General features: G+C 56.6%; 14 protein-coding genes. 13 read left to right on the top strand and 1 reads right to left on the bottom strand.

Annotated elements, in window-relative coordinates; all coding sequences use genetic code 11:
- Positions 1-48: 48 nt before the first annotated feature.
- The 8 genes from nuoG (at position 49) to nuoN (ending at position 10129) form a co-directional block, all read left to right on the top strand.
- Positions 49-2787 carry an NADH-quinone oxidoreductase subunit NuoG gene (nuoG, locus tag NHG65_RS18155; RefSeq protein WP_499182516.1) on the top strand — a complete coding sequence of 913 codons (2739 nt, stop codon included), beginning with the start codon at positions 49-51 and terminating at the stop codon, positions 2785-2787.
- On the top strand, positions 2784-3761 hold the full coding sequence (gene nuoH, locus NHG65_RS18150) for an NADH-quinone oxidoreductase subunit NuoH (RefSeq protein WP_085117774.1): 978 nt from the start codon (positions 2784-2786) through the stop codon (positions 3759-3761). Before nuoG ends, nuoH begins: the two co-directional genes overlap by 4 nt.
- A 14-nt stretch (positions 3762-3775) precedes the next feature.
- Positions 3776-4318 (top strand): NADH-quinone oxidoreductase subunit NuoI, encoded by a 543-nt coding sequence (gene nuoI, locus NHG65_RS18145; protein ID WP_004947256.1) that lies wholly within the window; start codon positions 3776-3778, stop codon positions 4316-4318.
- 13 nt (positions 4319-4331) lie between these two features.
- Positions 4332-4892 (top strand): NADH-quinone oxidoreductase subunit J, encoded by a 561-nt coding sequence (nuoJ, locus tag NHG65_RS18140; RefSeq protein WP_085117771.1) that lies wholly within the window; start codon positions 4332-4334, stop codon positions 4890-4892.
- Positions 4889-5191, top strand: coding sequence for an NADH-quinone oxidoreductase subunit NuoK (gene nuoK / locus NHG65_RS18135; RefSeq protein ID WP_012146014.1), 303 nt, complete (start codon positions 4889-4891; stop codon positions 5189-5191). Before nuoJ ends, nuoK begins: the two co-directional genes overlap by 4 nt.
- Positions 5188-7035, top strand: coding sequence for an NADH-quinone oxidoreductase subunit L (nuoL, locus tag NHG65_RS18130; RefSeq protein WP_099061605.1), 1848 nt, complete (start codon positions 5188-5190; stop codon positions 7033-7035). The genes nuoK and nuoL overlap by 4 nt, the downstream gene beginning before the upstream one ends.
- Before the next feature lie 100 nt (positions 7036-7135).
- Positions 7136-8665 carry an NADH-quinone oxidoreductase subunit M gene (gene nuoM, locus NHG65_RS18125; RefSeq protein WP_099061604.1) on the top strand — a complete coding sequence of 510 codons (1530 nt, stop codon included), beginning with the start codon at positions 7136-7138 and terminating at the stop codon, positions 8663-8665.
- Positions 8666-8671: 6 nt separating this feature from the next.
- Positions 8672-10129, top strand: coding sequence for an NADH-quinone oxidoreductase subunit NuoN (gene nuoN / locus NHG65_RS18120; RefSeq protein ID WP_112348849.1), 1458 nt, complete (start codon positions 8672-8674; stop codon positions 10127-10129).
- Between the two features lie 217 nt (positions 10130-10346).
- Here nuoN and NHG65_RS18115 read toward each other — a convergent pair whose 3' ends face one another.
- Positions 10347-11222: a LysR family transcriptional regulator gene (locus NHG65_RS18115; protein WP_099061602.1), complete on the bottom strand. Its 876-nt coding sequence runs from the start codon at positions 11220-11222 to the stop codon at positions 10347-10349.
- Between the two features lie 337 nt (positions 11223-11559).
- Between NHG65_RS18115 and NHG65_RS18110 the strand changes: the two genes are divergently transcribed.
- The 5 genes from NHG65_RS18110 to NHG65_RS18090 all read left to right on the top strand — a co-directional run bounded on the left by NHG65_RS18110 (position 11560) and on the right by NHG65_RS18090 (position 17042).
- Positions 11560-13389 (top strand): thiamine pyrophosphate-binding protein, encoded by a 1830-nt coding sequence (locus tag NHG65_RS18110; RefSeq protein WP_499182515.1) that lies wholly within the window; start codon positions 11560-11562, stop codon positions 13387-13389.
- A gap of 89 nt (positions 13390-13478) precedes the next feature.
- Positions 13479-13904 (top strand): cupin domain-containing protein, encoded by a 426-nt coding sequence (locus tag NHG65_RS18105; RefSeq protein ID WP_499182514.1) that lies wholly within the window; start codon positions 13479-13481, stop codon positions 13902-13904.
- A gap of 113 nt (positions 13905-14017) precedes the next feature.
- Entirely contained in the window at positions 14018-14881 is an 864-nt protein-coding gene (locus tag NHG65_RS18100; RefSeq protein ID WP_499182513.1) for a DMT family transporter, read from the top strand.
- A gap of 149 nt (positions 14882-15030) precedes the next feature.
- Positions 15031-16275: an MFS transporter gene (locus tag NHG65_RS18095; RefSeq protein WP_099061598.1), complete on the top strand. Its 1245-nt coding sequence runs from the start codon at positions 15031-15033 to the stop codon at positions 16273-16275.
- Between the two features lie 272 nt (positions 16276-16547).
- On the top strand, positions 16548-17042 hold the full coding sequence (locus NHG65_RS18090; RefSeq protein ID WP_099061597.1) for a DUF1097 domain-containing protein: 495 nt from the start codon (positions 16548-16550) through the stop codon (positions 17040-17042).

Here is a 17042-nt window from a genome sequence, read left to right as displayed (position 1 = left end):
TTTGATTAACGCCTGCCGCAAGGCAGGCCACTTGGAAGCATGCTGACTATGGCTACGATTCATGTAGACGGCAAAGAATACGACGTAGATGGGGCCGACAACCTGCTGCAGGCTTGTCTCTCCCTCGGGCTCGATATTCCTTACTTTTGCTGGCATCCGGCGCTGGGAAGCGTCGGCGCTTGCCGCCAATGTGCGGTAAAGCAATACCAAAACGCGGAAGATACGCGTGGCCGTTTGGTGATGTCTTGTATGACACCGGCATCCGATGGAACCTTTATTTCCATCGACGATGGCGAAGCCAAACAGTTCCGTGAAAGCGTGGTTGAGTGGTTGATGACCAACCACCCGCACGACTGTCCGGTATGTGAAGAAGGCGGTAACTGTCACCTGCAGGATATGACAGTAATGACCGGCCACAGCTTCCGTAAATACCGCTTCAGTAAGCGTACTCACAACAACCAGGAGCTGGGGCCGTTTATCTCGCATGAGATGAACCGCTGTATCGCCTGTTACCGTTGTGTGCGCTACTACAAGGATTATGCGGACGGCACCGACTTCGGTGTGTACGGCGCGCACGATAACGTCTACTTCGGTCGTACCGAGAGCGGCACGCTGGAAAGCGAGTTCTCCGGCAACCTGGTGGAAGTGTGCCCGACCGGCGTGTTCACCGATAAAACCCACTCCGAGCGCTATAACCGTAAGTGGGACATGCAGTTTGCGCCAAGCATCTGCCAGCAGTGCAGCATCGGCTGTAACACCAGCCCAGGCGAACGCTATGGTGAACTGCGTCGTATCGAAAACCGTTATAACGGCAGCGTGAACCACTACTTCCTGTGTGACCGCGGCCGCTTCGGTTATGGCTACGTGAACCAGAAAGATCGTCCGCGTCAGCCACAACAACTGCGTGGCAACGACTGGATCACCCTGAACGCCGAGCAGGCGATGCAGGGCGCTGCGGATATTCTGCGTCAGGCGAAGAAAACCATCGGCATTGGCTCACCACGCGCCAGTCTGGAAAGTAACTTCGCACTGCGTGATTTGGTGGGTGCCGAGAACTTCTACACCGGTATCTCGCAGGCCGAGCAGGGCCGTCTGGACCTGATGCTGAACGTGCTGCAAAACAGCGGTGTTCACACCCCTGCGCTGCGCGAAATCGAAGGTTACGACGCGGTGCTGGTGCTGGGTGAAGATTTGACCCAGACCGGCGCACGTATTGCCCTGTCGGTACGTCAGGCGGTGAAGGGCAAGGCTCGCGCCATGGCTGCGGCCCAACGCGTTGCCGACTGGCAGATTGCTGCGGTGCAGAACATCGGCCAGCACGCCAAACACCCGCTGTTCGTTACCAACGTGGATAACACCCGTCTGGACGACATCGCGGCATGGAACTACCGTGCACCGGTGGATGAGCAGGCGCGTTTCGGCTTCGCTATCGCTCATGCGCTGGATAACGCGGCACCGGCGGTCAACGATTTGGCTGACGGCCTGAACAAGAAAGTCGACATCATCGTGCAGGCGCTGACCGACGCGCGTAAACCGCTGATCGTTACCGGCAGCAACGCCGGCAGCGAAGCCATCATCGAAGCGGCGGCCAACATCGCCAAGGCGCTGAAGGATCGCGGTTCTGACGTCGGCATCACCTTTGTCGCCAGCGCTGCCAACAGCATCGGTTTGTCGATGATCGGCGGCGGTTCGCTCGATCAGGCACTGACCCTGCTGGAAAGCGGCGAAGCCGACACGGCCATCGTGATGGAAAACGATCTCTACCGGCATGCGCCGGCGGCGAAAGTGGACGCTGCGCTGGCCAAGGTCAGCAACCTGATCGTGGTCGATCACCAGCGTACCGCCATCATGGACAAGGCTAACCTGATCCTGTCGGCGGCCAGCTTCGCCGAAAGCGACGGTACTCTGGTCAACCAGGAAGGCCGCGCACAGCGTTTCTTCCAGGTTTACGATCCGGCGTACTACGACGACGCGAAGAAAGACGTTTACACCGTGATGCTGGAAAGCTGGCGTTGGATGCACTCGCTGCATTCCACCTATACCAGCCGCCACGTGGACTGGACTCAGCTCGACCATGTGATCGAAGCCTGTGTCACCGCGTTGCCGCAGTTGCAGGGTATTGTCGACGCCGCACCGGACGCGAGTTTCCGTATCCGCGGCCAGAAACTGGCACGTTCTCCGATCCGCTCCAGTGGCCGTACGGCGATGCGCGCCAATATCAGCGTGCACGAACCGCGTCAGCCGCAGGATAAAGACACCATGTTCGCCTTCTCAATGGAAGGGAACAACAGCCCGTTTGCCGATCGTCAGCAGATCCCGTTCGCCTGGGCACCAGGTTGGAACTCACCGCAAGCCTGGAACAAATTCCAGGCCGAAGTGGGTGGCAAGCTGCGTCATGGCGATCCGGGCGTGCGCTTGATCGAAGCGGGGGAGGGCAAGCTGGGTTACTTCACCAACGTGCCTGCCGCCTTTGGTCAACAGCAAGGCTGGCGTGTCGCGCCGTATTACCACCTGTTCGGCAGTGATGAAATGTCACAGCGTTCCGGGGTGATTCAGCAGCGCATGCCGGATGCCTATGTGATGGTCAACCCGACCGACGCTGCTGCGCTTGGCGTCAATGCCGGTGCGCTGGTGGAGTTCAGCTGTGCGGGCCAGACCTTGCGTCTGCCGGTGCGTCTGAGTGAAACCCTGACCCAGGGCCAGGTGGGCTTACCGCTCGGCTTGCCAGGGATCTCGCCGGTACTGGTGGGTGCAACGGTTGAAAATCTGCGGGAGGCAACACGATGAGCTGGTTTACCCCTGAGGTGATCGACATTCTGATCTCCATTCTTAAAGCGGTAGTGATCCTGCTGGTCGTAGTCACCTGTGGGGCATTCATGAGCTTCGGCGAACGCCGTTTGCTCGGCTTGTTCCAGAACCGTTATGGACCGAACCGTGTCGGCTGGGGTGGCTCACTGCAGCTGGTCGCCGACATGATCAAAATGTTCTTCAAGGAAGACTGGGTACCGAAATTCTCCGACCGGGTGATCTTTACCCTGGCGCCGATGATCGCCTTTACTTCCCTGTTGCTGGCATTTGCCATCGTCCCGGTCAGTCCGACCTGGGCGGTGTCCGACCTCAACATCGGTATTTTGTTCTTCCTGATGATGGCCGGCCTGGCGGTTTACGCCGTGCTGTTTGCCGGCTGGTCGAGCAACAACAAATACTCGCTGTTGGGGGCGATGCGTGCTTCTGCGCAAACCCTGAGCTACGAAGTGTTCATCGGCCTGTCGTTGATGGGTGTGGTGGCGCAGGCGGACTCCTTCAACATGCAGGCGATTGTTGAATCTCAGGCGCACATGTGGAACGTCATCCCGCAATTCTTTGGTTTCATTACCTTTGCGATTGCCGGCGTGGCGGTGTGTCACCGTCACCCGTTTGACCAACCGGAAGCCGAGCAGGAACTGGCTGACGGTTACCACATTGAATATTCCGGCATGAAGTTCGGTCTGTTCTTCGTGGGTGAATACATAGGTATCGTCACCGTTTCTGCCCTGATTGTGACGTTGTTCTTCGGTGGCTGGCAGGGTCCTTTCCTACCGCCATTCATCTGGTTCGCGCTGAAAACGGCTTTCTTCATGATGATGTTCATTCTGATTCGTGCTGCTCTGCCACGCCCGCGCTATGACCAGGTGATGTCCTTCGGCTGGAAAGTCTGTCTGCCGTTGACGCTACTGAACCTGCTGGCGACTGCCGCAGTCATTTTGTACAACGCTCAATAAGGGGTGAATAAACCATGACATTGAAAGAGTTATTGGTTGGTTTCGGCACCCAGGTGCGCAGTATTTGGATGATAGGCCTGCACGCCTTCGCCAAACGCGAAACCCAGATGTATCCGGAAGAACCGGTTTACCTGCCGCCGCGCTACCGTGGCCGCATCGTGCTGACGCGCGATCCGGACGGCGAAGAGCGCTGTGTGGCTTGTAACCTGTGTGCGGTTGCCTGCCCGGTGGGCTGTATCTCGCTGCAAAAAGCAGAACAGAAAGACGGCCGTTGGTACCCGGAGTTCTTCCGCATCAACTTCTCGCGCTGCATTTTCTGCGGCCTGTGCGAAGAAGCTTGCCCAACTACCGCGATCCAGCTGACGCCGGATTTCGAAATGGGTGAGTTCAAGCGTCAGGATCTGGTGTACGAAAAAGAAGATCTGTTGATCTCGGGGCCGGGTAAATATCCGGAATATAACTTCTACCGGATGGCCGGTATGGCGATTGACGGCAAAGCCAAGGGCGAAGCCGAAAACGAAGCCAAACCGATCGACGTCAAAGGTCTGTTGCCTTAAGGAGCCAGCAAGCATGGAAATTGCCTTTTATCTGGCAGGTTTTATTGCGGTGATCTCGACAATTCGCGTGATCTCGCATACCAATCCTGTGCATGCGTTGCTGTATCTGATCGTTTCGTTACTGGCGATCTCTGCAGTCTTTTTCTCACTCGGCGCGTACTTCGCCGCGGCATTGGAAATCATCGTCTACGCCGGCGCCATCATGGTGTTGTTCGTGTTCGTGGTGATGATGCTGAACCTCGGCAACGCGGTGCAGCAGCAAGAGCGCGATTGGCTGAAGCCGTCGGTGTGGATCGGCCCTGGCATCTTGTCGCTGGCGCTGTTGGCGGTGCTGATTGTCGCTATCCGCAGCGTGTCCGATCAGGGTATCAGCGGTGAGATGGTTGACGCTAAAGCGGTGGGGATCAGCCTGTTTGGTCCTTACGTTCTGGCGGTTGAGCTGGCTTCAATGCTGCTGTTGGCAGGTCTGGTTGTTGCCTTCCACATTGGCCGTGAGCACAAACCGGGTGAGGTGTTGAGCAACGCCCCGGCCAGTAGCGAAATGGCGAGAAGAAAATCGGAGGAGCAAGCATGATCCCTCTTCAACATGGCCTGATCCTGGCGGCGATCCTGTTCGTCCTGGGTCTGACCGGGTTGCTGGTCCGTCGCAATCTGCTGTTTATGCTGATCAGTCTGGAAGTGATGATCAACGCCGCAGCATTGGCGTTTATCGTTGCGGGCAGCTACTGGGGCCAACCGGACGGGCAGGTGATGTATATCCTGGCGATCAGCCTGGCAGCCGCCGAGGCCAGTATTGGTCTGGCATTGCTGCTGCAGCTTTACCGTCGTCGTCATACCCTGAATATTGATACTGTCAGTGAGATGCGCGGATGAACCTATTATATTTAACTATTCTGCTACCGCTGATCGGGTTCCTGCTGTTGGCCTTTTCCCGTGGCCGCTGGTCTGAGAACACCTCGGCAACCGTCGGCGTAGGCTCTATCGGCCTGGCTGCTCTGGTCACGGTCTATGTGGGGATGGATTTCTTCGCCCAGAAAGCCACTGGCGTGCAGCTGTTTGAGCAAAGCCTGTGGAACTGGATGAGCGTCGGTAACTTCAACATTGGCGTGACTCTGACGCTGGATGGCCTGTCGTTGACCATGCTGTCAGTGGTGACCGGCGTGGGCTTCTTCATCCACATGTTCGCTTCCTGGTACATGCGCGGTGAAGAGGGCTACTCACGCTTCTTCGCTTACACCAACCTGTTTATCGCCAGCATGGTGATATTGGTACTGGCAGACAACCTGTTGCTGCTGTACCTGGGTTGGGAAGGCGTGGGCCTGTGCAGCTATCTGTTGATCGGCTTCTATTACAAGGATCCGGCCAACGGTGCGGCAGCGATGAAAGCCTTCATCGTAACTCGCGTTGGTGATGTGTTCCTGGCGTTTGCGCTGTTCATTCTCTACAACGAGCTGGGCACGCTGAACATCCGCGAACTGATGATCCTGGCACCGCAAAAACTGGCGATCGGCGATACCGCGATCACCTGGGCTACCCTGATGTTGCTGGGTGGTGCGGTCGGTAAATCGGCGCAGTTGCCGTTGCAGACCTGGCTGGCAGATGCGATGGCGGGTCCAACCCCGGTTTCCGCACTGATCCATGCGGCGACCATGGTGACCGCGGGCGTTTATCTGATTGCCCGTACTCACGGCCTGTTCCTGATGGCGCCGGAAGTGTTGCATCTGGTGGGGATTATCGGGGCGGTGACCCTGGTGCTGGCCGGCTTTGCTGCGCTGGTGCAGACCGATATCAAACGCGTACTTGCCTACTCCACCATGAGCCAGATTGGCTACATGTTCCTGGCGTTGGGCGTGCAGGCGTGGGATGCGGCTATCTTCCACCTGATGACCCATGCGTTCTTCAAGGCGCTGCTGTTCCTGTCCTCCGGTTCGGTGATCCTGGCCTGCCATCACGAGCAGAACATCTTCAAGATGGGTGGCTTGCGCAAGAGCATTCCACTGGTTTACGTCTGCTTCCTGGTGGGTGGCGCTGCGCTGTCGGCCTTGCCGCTGATCACCGCAGGCTTCTTCAGTAAGGATGAGATCCTGGCCGGTGCGATGGCTAACGGTCACATCAACCTGATGATTGCCGGTCTGATCGGTGCGTTCATGACCTCGCTGTACACCTTCCGTATGATTTTCATCGTGTTCCATGGCGAAGAGAAAATCAAAGCGCATGCCGGTAAAGGCATCACTCACCACCTGCCGCTGTTGGTTCTGCTGGTGCTGTCCACCTTCGTTGGCGCGATGATCGTTCCGCCACTGCAGGGCGTACTGCCAGACACCACCGAGCTGGCGCACGGTAGCGTACTGCAACTGGAGATCACCTCCGGCGTAGTGGCTATTGTCGGCATCCTGTTGGCGGCGGCACTGTGGCTGGGCAAACGTAGCCTGGTGACCCGCATTGCCAAGAGCGCACCGGGACGTTTCTTCTCGACCTGGTGGTTCCATGCCTGGGGCTTCGACTGGCTGTACGACAAAGTGTTCGTCAAGCCGTACCTGGGTATTGCGAAGTTGCTGCAGCGTGATCCGCTGAACTCGATGATGAATCTGCCGGCCATCTTCTCCCGCTGGGGGAACCGAGGTCTGACAGTGAGCGAGAACGGTCAGGTGCGTTGGTATATAGCGTCTATGGGTGTGGGTGCAGTGGTCGTATTGGCTCTGTTGATTCTGGTTTAATTGAATAATTTAAACAGACGCATTTTTCGGGCGTAGCGCCCTGCAGGGCAGGCGCTACGTACAAAGTTTGAAATTATTCGTATAAGGGACACAAAACGCCATGCTATTACCTTGGCTAATTCTTATCCCCTTTATTGGCGGTCTGCTGTGCTGGCAGTTTGAGCGCTTCGGTACTAAGGTGCCGCGCTGGATTGCGTTGATCGCAATGGGGCTGACATTGGCGCTTTCTCTGTATCTGTGGATGCAGGGTGGCTACACATTGACTACGCCGAAAGGCATTCCGCAGTGGCAGTCTGAATTCCTGCTGCCGTGGATCCCACGCTTTGGCATTTCCATCCACCTGGCGCTGGATGGCCTGTCACTGCTGATGGTGGTGCTGACCGGCCTGCTGGGCGTGCTGGCGATCCTCTGTTCCTGGCGTGAAATCCAGAAATACCAGGGCTTCTTCCACCTGAACCTGCTGTGGATCCTGGGTGGGGTAATCGGCGTGTTCCTCGCCATCGACATGTTCCTGTTCTTCTTCTTCTGGGAAATGATGTTGGTGCCGATGTACTTCCTGATTGCGCTCTGGGGTCACAAGGCGTCGGACGGGAAAACCCGCATCACTGCGGCCACCAAGTTCTTCATCTATACCCAGGCCAGCGGTCTGGTGATGCTGATTGCGATTATGGGCCTGGTGTTCGTGCACTATAACGCGACCGGCGTGTGGACCTTCGATTACGAAGACCTGCTGCAGACGCCAATGTCGCACAACGTGCAATACCTGTTGATGCTGGGCTTCTTCATTGCCTTCGCGGTGAAAATGCCGGTGGTACCGCTGCACGGCTGGTTGCCTGATGCGCATAGCCAGGCCCCTACCGCAGGTTCTGTGGACTTGGCGGGGATCTTGCTGAAGACCGCGGCCTACGGCATGTTGCGTTTCAGCCTGCCGCTGTTCCCGGAAGCGTCGCACGAGTTTGCACCTATCGCCATGTGGCTGGGTGTGATCGGTATCTTCTACGGCGCCTGGATGGCGTTTGCGCAGACCGACATCAAGCGTCTGATTGCTTACACCTCGGTTTCCCATATGGGCTTCGTGCTGATCGCCATCTACACCGGCAGCCAACTGGCTTACCAGGGCGCGGTGATCCAGATGATTGCGCACGGCCTGTCTGCGGCCGGTATGTTCATCATCTGTGGCCAGCTGTACGAACGTCTGCATACCCGTGACATGCGTGAAATGGGCGGCCTGTGGGGACGTATCAAATACATCCCTGCGCTGTCGCTGTTCTTCGCAGTGGCGACGCTGGGGATGCCGGGTACCGGTAACTTCGTCGGTGAATTCATGATCCTGTTCGGCAGCTACCAGGTTGTGCCGGTGATCACCGTGATTTCTACCTTCGGTCTGGTGTTTGCTTCGGTTTACTCGTTGATCATGATGCAGCGCGCCTATTACGGCAAAGCCAAATCTGACCAACCGTTGCCGGGCATGACCGCGCGTGAGCTGTTTATCGTTCTGTTGCTGGTGGTATTGCTGGTTCTGCTCGGGGTTTACCCGCAGCCGATTCTGGATACTTCCAATGCGGCGATGAGCAACGTGCAACACTGGTTTGGTTCGTCAGTTTCAGCAATTTCAACAACAAGGCCGTAATTCGCCATGACAATAACTCCTCAACAACTGATCGCATTGTTACCACTGTTGATCGTCGGATTGACGGTGGTGGTTGTGATGCTAGGCATTGCGTGGCGACGCGACCACTTTATCAACGCCACCCTGACCGTGATCGGTCTCAACCTGGCGCTGCTTTCACTGTACTTTGTTGGCCAGGTAGGCCCAATGGACGTCACCCCGCTGATGCGGGTAGACGGCTACTCGATGTTCTATACCGGGCTGGTGATACTGGCGAGTCTGGCGACCTGTACCTTTGCCTATCCTTGGCTGGTCGGTTACCCGGACAACCGCGAAGAGTTCTATCTGCTGGTGCTGATTGCGACCATGGGTGGCATTCTGCTGGCGAGCGCCAACCATCTGGCGTCGCTGTTCCTCGGTATTGAACTGATCTCGCTGCCGCTGTTTGGCCTGGTGGGCTATGCCTACCGCCAGAAGCGTCCGCTGGAAGCGGCTATCAAGTACATGTTGCTGTCTGCTGCCGCGTCGTCATTCCTGCTGTTCGGTATGGCGCTGCTGTATGCGGAGTCCGGTGACCTGTCACTGGCCGGCCTGGGCAAAAGCATGCAAGAAAACATGATGCACCAGCCGCTGATCCTGGCGGGTATGGGCATGATGATTGTTGGTCTGGGCTTCAAGCTGTCGTTGGTACCCTTCCAACTGTGGACGCCGGATGTGTATCAGGGTGCGCCTGCGCCGGTTTCAACCTTCCTGGCGACCGCCAGCAAGATTGCGATCTTTGCCGTAGTGATGCGTTTGTTCCTGTATGCACCGGCTGCCGACAACGAAGCGCTGCGCATGGTGCTGTCAATCATTGCCGTCTGCTCAATTTTGTTCGGCAACCTGATGGCCATCAGCCAGACCAACATCAAGCGTCTGCTGGGTTACTCGTCGATCGCCCACCTGGGTTATCTGCTGGTGGCGTTGATTGCGGTGCAAACCCATCAGCTGTCGCTGGAAACTGCCGGGGTTTACCTGGCCGGTTACCTGTTCAGCAGCCTGGGCGCGTTCGGCGTGGTCAGCCTGATGTCCAGCCCGTACCGTGGCCCGGACGCCGACTCACTGTTCTCCTACCGTGGTCTGTTCTGGCATAAGCCAATTCTGTCCGCGGTCATGACGGTGATGATGCTGTCACTGGCCGGTATCCCGATGACCCTGGGCTTTATCGGTAAGTTCTTTGTTATCGCGATGGGCGTCAGTGCTCACCTGTGGTGGTTGACCGGCGCAGTGGTGCTGGGCAGCGCCATCGGTTTGTACTACTACCTGCGTGTAACCGTCAGCCTGTTCCTCAGTGCGCCGGAAGCGCTGCAGCGCGATACCCCGAACAACTGGGCGTTGACCGCAGGCGGTGTGGTAGTGCTGATCTCCGCCGCGTTGGTGCTGCTGTTGGGTGTTTATCCACAGCCACTGATTACGCTGGTGCAGATGGCACAGCCGATGTTCTGATTGGCAGCAAGGCAGTAAAAAAGGGCGCCATTTGGCGCCCTTTTTTTGAGTTTGATGAAGATGAAATCGTCATTGAAGCCGAGATACCCGGGCCTAGCGCACCGAGGGGCGCTCCGGCGGGCAAGCCGCTACGACCCCTTCGGCACGCTCTCCCTAATAACGGGCTTTGTCAGCAGTCTGAGGTCGCTTCGGCAACCTTTTTTTATGAGGCGGGAGATCAGCCGGGATTGTTTTGAAACGAGGCTTCCAGTGCCTGCACGACGGCACGTACCCGCGCGGCACGCTGCAGATCGGGATGCAGCACCAGCCAGATATCGACCCAGTCTTTATTCTCCGGGAAGATGCGCACCAGATCCGGGTCTTTATCCGCCAGGAAGGAGGACAGCAGCCCAATCCCCAAGCCGTTACGGGTCGCCGAGCGTAGCAGTAACTGTGAATTACACTGCAGAACCACGTTGGGATCGATCAGCGCTTCGCCACAAAAGTCGTTCCAGTGACGGGGTACCAGTTCACGCGGGAACATCAGCAGATCGTGACCGCGCAGATGGTCACCCTTGGTCGGCAGGCCGTGTTTGTCGAGGTAGTCCTGCGTCGCGTACAAGCCCATTTCGATGGTCGCCATGCGTTTGATAATCAACTCATCGGATTCGGGCCGTGCGCCGCGGATCGCCAGATCTGCCCCACGGTAGGAAATATCAGAGATATTCACCGCCGTCAGCATAGTGACGGTGATTAGCGGGTGTTGCTCCCGCAGTGCTTTCAGCGCCGGGATGACAAAGGCCTCGGCCATGGTATCGGTGGTGGCGATGCGCACATTGCCGCACAGGCTGTCGTCGCCGCTGGTGGCTTTACGGCCAATCGCCTGCACGGCGTTTTCCATATTCATGACGTCCGCCAGCATTTCCTCGCCCAGGGGGCTGAGGGAAAATGATTTCGGCGTGCGGATAAACAGCTTGGAGCCGAGGCTCTCTTCAAAAGCGGTAATGCGCCGTCCGACGGTGGCCTGGTCGACGTGTAGTTCATTGGCGGCCTTTCGTAAAGTGCCGCAGCGTGCTACTGCCAGGAAGAAGCGTGCGTCATCCCAATTCATCATGCCATTTCCTTTGTACAGGCTTATCGGCCTTGTCGATGTTCATTCTTGCGCAACCGTACTGGCTCTGGTTTAGGCTGCAAATGGAGCCCACGTATCATAATTATTTATTATGTTTCAGGATATGAATAAATGCATCAACGTGAAGCAGTTTTGCATCTTTATTTTTACCCGACAATCTTTATGCTTATCAACGTTTATGCTGTGATCTGGCGCACATTTCGTGCCAGTGTTACCCTAAACGCATAAACAGATGCGTATGAGAGCCTGTCTCTGTTGGCTAACAGCCTGGTGGGATCGACTCTGAATCAGGTTGGCCTACCACGACTGGACATTAAAAATGGAGTCTCACGCAGAGAAGTTATACACCCCCGTTGCACTGGCAACTGCGGACGGTGTCAGGGTTATTGCAACGCCCGGCGCGAAAGCGGCAGAGCAAAGTAACGCTGATGTGATTATCCAGAGTCTTGAAGCACGCGGCATTCAGCACATCTTCCTGGTACCCGGCAAGCTGGTGTACCCACTGATTAAATCCATTGAACATTCAGCCATTACCGGCATCGTCGGTGCTCATGAAACCGCCTGCGGTTTTATGGCCGATGGCTACGCCCGTGCTAATCGCAAATTTGGCGTCTGCCTGGGTATCTCCGGCCCCGGCACCATGAATTTCCTGCCGGCAATGGCCGCGGCACAGGCCGATAAAATCCCGGTGCTGTATCTGGCCGGCGGGATCGCCACTTATCATGAAGCGCAGGGCGCTTTCCAGGACGGCAGCAATAGCGGCATCGATGAGCTGACTATCGTCAAACCGCTGCTTTCCGCCGCCATAGAAGTGAAAAATAACCTTACGTTGCAGCACGAGCTGCGGCGCAGTTTGTCCTGCCTGAACACCCAGCGTAAAGGCCGTGCTTATTTAAGCGTGCCGGTTGATATGCAAAAGAAAGGGGTGGCCGGCAATTATGAAGCCAGCCCGCAGCGTACGCCGCAGTGCCGCGAAGCAGCGATCGACCAGCAGGCGCTGGAGCAGGTCGTGGACGATTATCTGCTGCGCGGGCTGAACGTTGCCTGCCTGGTGGGAAACCGCATGAATAACCCGCTGGATGCCGCACTGTTGTTGCGCCTGGCGGAGAAATACCGTTTGCCGGTCGCCACTACGCTGTCCGGCAAGGGCGCTTTTCCCGAAGGACACGAACTGGCGCTGGGGCTGTATGGCTTCGCCGGTCACACCCGGGCGGTGGAAACCATCAATGGCGACGAAGTCGATGTGCTGCTGGTGCTGGGCTGCGATCTCAGCCAGCGCGACAGCCTGAACTGGAACCCGCGGCTGCATGGCACCAAAACGCTGGTGGTAATTGATGAAGATTTTGACAAGGTCAGTTCGCATTATCAGCCGGACATGCAGATTTTCTCCAGCCTGACCGGCACGCTGCACCACCTGTTGGATGCAGTCAGCGATGAAGATGCGCATTTGGTCGGTATCAAAAGCTTGCGCAATGGCTGGCTCGAACAGGTGCGTTCACTGCCGCTGGAGCAACAAAGGCCCGATTTACAGGCGCGTCTTGCCCTGGGTGAAGCCAATATGTACCCCGGCGATGCCATCAAACGCATTCGCAGCCGCATGAATCAGGACACTAACGTGGTGGTCGACTCCGGTGCGCACCGGATCTTTATGGCACATCATTGGCTGGCCAGCGGGCGTGGTGATTATCATACCTCAAGTTCCCTGGCACCGATGGGTTGGGCGATTTGTGCCGGTATCGGCATCAAGCTGGCGGCGCCGCACCGTGATTGTGTGGTGGTCACCGGCGACGGTTGTATGCTGATGCACGGCATGGAGATCCAGACTGCGGCTCGTTATCAGGTCAAAATGATCTTTGTGGTGATGAATAACTGCGCCCATGGTGCGATGCACATAGATACCTTGCAGAACCGTGGTGTCTCGGCGGACTATACGGCGCTGCCGAATCACGACTGGAAGGCCTTCGCCAACAGTCTGGGGGTTTCTTCTGCCAAAGCAGCCACGCTGGAAGAACTGGATGAGGCGTTAGCCGCTGCGGCTGAGCACGAAGGACCGTTCCTGATAGAAGTGTTGGTAGGTAATCATGTGGCGCCTAATCGATACTATGCCGAGAGCATCGTAGAATACGAGCAGCGTATCAAAGGCTTGTAAGGACGTAGCCCACAAACTGCGGGAGCCGTCATTATTGCTTTTGTATCACGCCATTCTATTTTGTTCACAGTAGTCATGGAGCGATAACAATGTATAAACTGGCACTTCTGGCATTAATGATGACATTTCAGGGCTATGCCCAGGCCGCTGACGATCACGGCGAAGGCATTACCAAAGAAACCCTGCTGAAAACCGAGACCTCGTGGGAAGGTTCGCCGTACCAGCATTATCCGGCCGGCGCCCCGCAAATCACCATGTTGAAGGTCACGGTGGAGCCGAACAAGGTGCTCGCCTGGCATACCCATCCGTGCATTAGCGCGGTGTATATGACCGGTGGCAGCGTCTCACTGACGGTAAAGAAAACCGGCGTGAAGCACACCTTTAAGCAGGGCGACTCCTTTACCGACACGGTAGATATCGTGCATCAGGGCGTTTCCGGCGATAAAGGTGCCGAGATGCTGGTATTCTTTGCTTGCGCCGATAACAAGCCCTTGACGGTGAAAGCCGCCGAATAATATCCCCGGCATCTTTCAAGCTACAGCGTTGTCGATTGCGTTACCTGTAGGGGGCGAATACATTCGCCCCGTTTTATTTTATTGCCCATTGGGGGCGGTATACCGAGGGAATCATGGTTGCTTTGTGGATGGTTGTCGCCAGCGGGTTCTTTGCGCTGATGGGGGCCAGCATCAAACTGGCTTCGGCCAAAGTCGGCTTTTTCGACATCATTTTTTACCGCTCGGTGATTAACGTGCTGATCGTCGCTGCGTTAATTCAGGTTAAAAACCTCGGCTTTCGCACCCGGCACCTGGGTCTGCATATGAAGCGCGCCGCCATCGGTAATGTGGCGATGTACTGCGGTTTCTATTCGCTGATCCACCTGCCGATCGCCACCGCCACCACGCTGGGCTACACCAACCCGATTTTCCAGTCGGCGATCGCCTTTGTGACGTCGAAAGGGCAGTTGACCGGCAAGCTGCTGTTCTCGGTGCTGCTGGGCTTTATCGGCATTGTGGTCCTGCTGCGCCCTGATACGCCGAACGGTGAGTATGCCGCTACGCTGATTGGCCTGTTGTCTGGCTTGTTGACCGCGCTGGCCTATTTTAACGTCGGCAAACTGGTACGCAGCGGTGAACCGGAACTGCGGGTGGTATTTTACTTCTCGCTGGTGGGCACCCTGGTGGGTGGCGTGATGACGACGGTTGTGGGCTTCACCACGCTGGATAGCGCCATGATGCTGTGCGTTGGTGCCATCGGCGTTTTTGGCAGCCTGGGGCAGATCACCATGACCCGTGCCTATGGCAGCGGCAACGCGGTGATCGTCAGTATTCTGTCCTACAGCACCATCATTTTCTCCACGCTGCTCGGCTATCTGCTGTTTGGCGAGACGCTGTCTTATATTGCCGCGGGTGGTATGGCGCTGATTATACTTTCCGGCGCGCTGGCTATTTTAAAACGCGCGCCGGCGAAGGTCGCCAAGGCCGAAGCGGTGTAGTTTTGCATGCAACAGAATGCATTAATGAATCACTATGATGCATTCTTGGCTATTTTGACGGTTATACCCGAAAGGTATGATGAACGCGTCTCCTGATGAGTTTGGTTTTCAGGGTTTAGTGTTTATCCAGATTATTTCGGGAGAGAAGAATGTCTGAAGGTGTGGCTGTTGATGAAGCGGCTAAAGCGAATTCGGGCACGTCGCATTTTGCCATCCTGCTGTTTTTAGCCCTGGCCTTAATGTCTGCATTGCTCAACAGCAGTGCGCCGACGCCGCTTTATCCGCTTTATCAACATGAGTTGGCGTTAAGCTCGGTCAGCCTGACGGTCATTTATGGTGCCTATGCCGCCGGTGTGCTGATCTCGCTGTTCGGCGTGGGCAACATGGCCGGTAAGGTGAAAGACCTGCGCAGCATGATAGTACCGGCTTTGCTGGTGGTGCTGGCCGGGGCCTTGTTGTTCTCGATGGCCGATTCGTTTTTGATGATGTTTATGGCACGTTTGCTGGCCGGGATCGGCACCGGGGCGTTGACCGGAGCGGCCAACATTGCATTGGTGCGTTTTGGGCCGAAAGACGGCGGGAAAAATGCGGCGCTGATTGCCACGCTGTCATTCACCACCGGCCTGGCACTGGGACCGATTTTCAGCGGTGTGGCGCTGCAAACCGGGTTCCATACCACCTCGCTGCCGTTCATTATCATTATGGCGGTGGCCGCCGTGGCCGCGCTGGGCGTGATGCTGAAATGGCCGGTTGAAGCCGTTGCCGTGCCGTTAAGCGGGGCGCAGGGGAGTGATGCCGCAGCAGAGAAAAGTTCGTTGGCTGACGGCCTGCGCGCTACCGGCGGCAAGTTCTACCTGTGTGCCGGCGCACTGTTTATCTGTTGGGCGGTGGCCGCCAGTATTCTGGCGATCGGTCCGAGCGTGTCGGAAAAGCTGTTGGGTATGCATAGCCGCGGCGTTTACGGCTATGTGATTGCGGTTTACCTGGTGATTGCCGGTATCAGCCAGATCCTGAGTCGCCGCGTTAATGCGCGCCACTCGCTGATGTTTGGTTGTCTGGCGCAGGCGTTGTCGGTGGTGGTGTTTGCCGAAGCCATTCAGATCAACTCGTTGGGTCTGGCCAGTGCCGGCATGGTGATTGCCGGTTATGCCTACGGGGCTATTTTTGTCGGCAGTGCCACGCTGGTGAACCTGATTTCACCGAAGGCCAGCCATGCCAGACTGATTTCACTGTTTTACGTTATTGCTTATATCGCCAACTGGGTCCCGATCCTGTTGGGGGTAGTGATCGACCATGCCAGCCTGCATCTGGCGGTCAATCTGTTATTTATGGTCAGTGCCGTGGTGTGCTTAATTTTGAGCTTCATGGTGACCCGTGCGGGCTTCCCGCGCTGAGATACCCGTCGTCTTCCAAGCTGGATGTCTGATTGACTGAAAGTTGAAGTTGGTAGGGTATAAGTCTCTAGTCGCTGCGCAATGTGGCGATCCGATTTCCCTGGTGTTGTTGTGTGTCATTTCCAGCGTGCTTGCCACGCTGGTTTTTTTTGTGACAAATTCCACAACTCTGTAATTACCATGTTTCTCATTACATGTTTTATGTGAATTTCATCACATAATATTGCCGATTTTCGAGTAAACTGCGCGCTTTCTCTGCTGCGGGTCGGTTTATGAACGTTATTTTTGCCATTGCTGTGACGACCGGGATCCTGTCCGGCGTGTGGGGCTGGGTGGCGGTTAGCCTGGGGCTGATCAGCTGGGCCGGTTTCCTGGGCTGTACGGCCTATTTTGCTTGCCCACAGGGCGGGCTGAAAGGGTTGTTGATCAGCACGCTAACCTGTTGCAGCGGGATCTTTTGGGCGATGGTGATCATTCACGGCAGCGAATTGGCGCCCGCCTGGAGCATGCTCGGCTACCTGTTAACCGGTGCGGTGGCCTTCCTGATGTGCATTCAGGCCAGGCAGCAGTGGTTGGGGTTTGTACCCGGCACCTTTATTGGCGCCTGCGCCACCTTCGCCGGTGGCGGTGACTGGCCGCTGGTCACCCTGTCCTTGCTGGTGGGGTTGGTATTCGGCTACGCGATGAAAAACAGCGGCCTGTGGCTGGCGGCGCGCAAAGATAAACCTAAACAGACAACGGCTGTTACCGAGCATGTTAACCGCTGA

Origin of the sequence: Serratia myotis, assembly GCF_027474885.1 — a bacterium.
Lineage (GTDB): Bacteria > Pseudomonadota > Gammaproteobacteria > Enterobacterales > Enterobacteriaceae > Serratia > Serratia proteamaculans.
This window is presented reverse-complemented; position numbering and strand designations above follow the sequence as displayed.

Bases quoted from the DNA above. Each gene is read 5' to 3' on its own strand.
- nuoI (WP_004947256.1), top strand. From the start codon at position 3,776: ATGACATTGAAAGAGTTATTGGTTGGTTTCGGCACCCAGGTGCGCAGT.
- nuoK (WP_012146014.1), top strand. From the start codon at position 4,889: ATGATCCCTCTTCAACATGGCCTGATCCTGGCGGCGATCCTGTTCGTC.
- nuoN (WP_112348849.1), top strand. From the start codon at position 8,672: ATGACAATAACTCCTCAACAACTGATCGCATTGTTACCACTGTTGATC.
- nuoH (WP_085117774.1), top strand. From the start codon at position 2,784: ATGAGCTGGTTTACCCCTGAGGTGATCGACATTCTGATCTCCATTCTT.
- NHG65_RS18090 (WP_099061597.1), top strand. From the start codon at position 16,548: ATGAACGTTATTTTTGCCATTGCTGTGACGACCGGGATCCTGTCCGGC.
- nuoM (WP_099061604.1), top strand. From the start codon at position 7,136: ATGCTATTACCTTGGCTAATTCTTATCCCCTTTATTGGCGGTCTGCTG.
- nuoL (WP_099061605.1), top strand. From the start codon at position 5,188: ATGAACCTATTATATTTAACTATTCTGCTACCGCTGATCGGGTTCCTG.
- NHG65_RS18115 (WP_099061602.1), bottom strand. From the start codon at position 11,222: ATGATGAATTGGGATGACGCACGCTTCTTCCTGGCAGTAGCACGCTGC.
- nuoG (WP_499182516.1), top strand. From the start codon at position 49: ATGGCTACGATTCATGTAGACGGCAAAGAATACGACGTAGATGGGGCC.
- NHG65_RS18095 (WP_099061598.1), top strand. From the start codon at position 15,031: ATGTCTGAAGGTGTGGCTGTTGATGAAGCGGCTAAAGCGAATTCGGGC.
- NHG65_RS18105 (WP_499182514.1), top strand. From the start codon at position 13,479: ATGTATAAACTGGCACTTCTGGCATTAATGATGACATTTCAGGGCTAT.
- NHG65_RS18110 (WP_499182515.1), top strand. From the start codon at position 11,560: ATGGAGTCTCACGCAGAGAAGTTATACACCCCCGTTGCACTGGCAACT.
- nuoJ (WP_085117771.1), top strand. From the start codon at position 4,332: ATGGAAATTGCCTTTTATCTGGCAGGTTTTATTGCGGTGATCTCGACA.
- NHG65_RS18100 (WP_499182513.1), top strand. From the start codon at position 14,018: ATGGTTGCTTTGTGGATGGTTGTCGCCAGCGGGTTCTTTGCGCTGATG.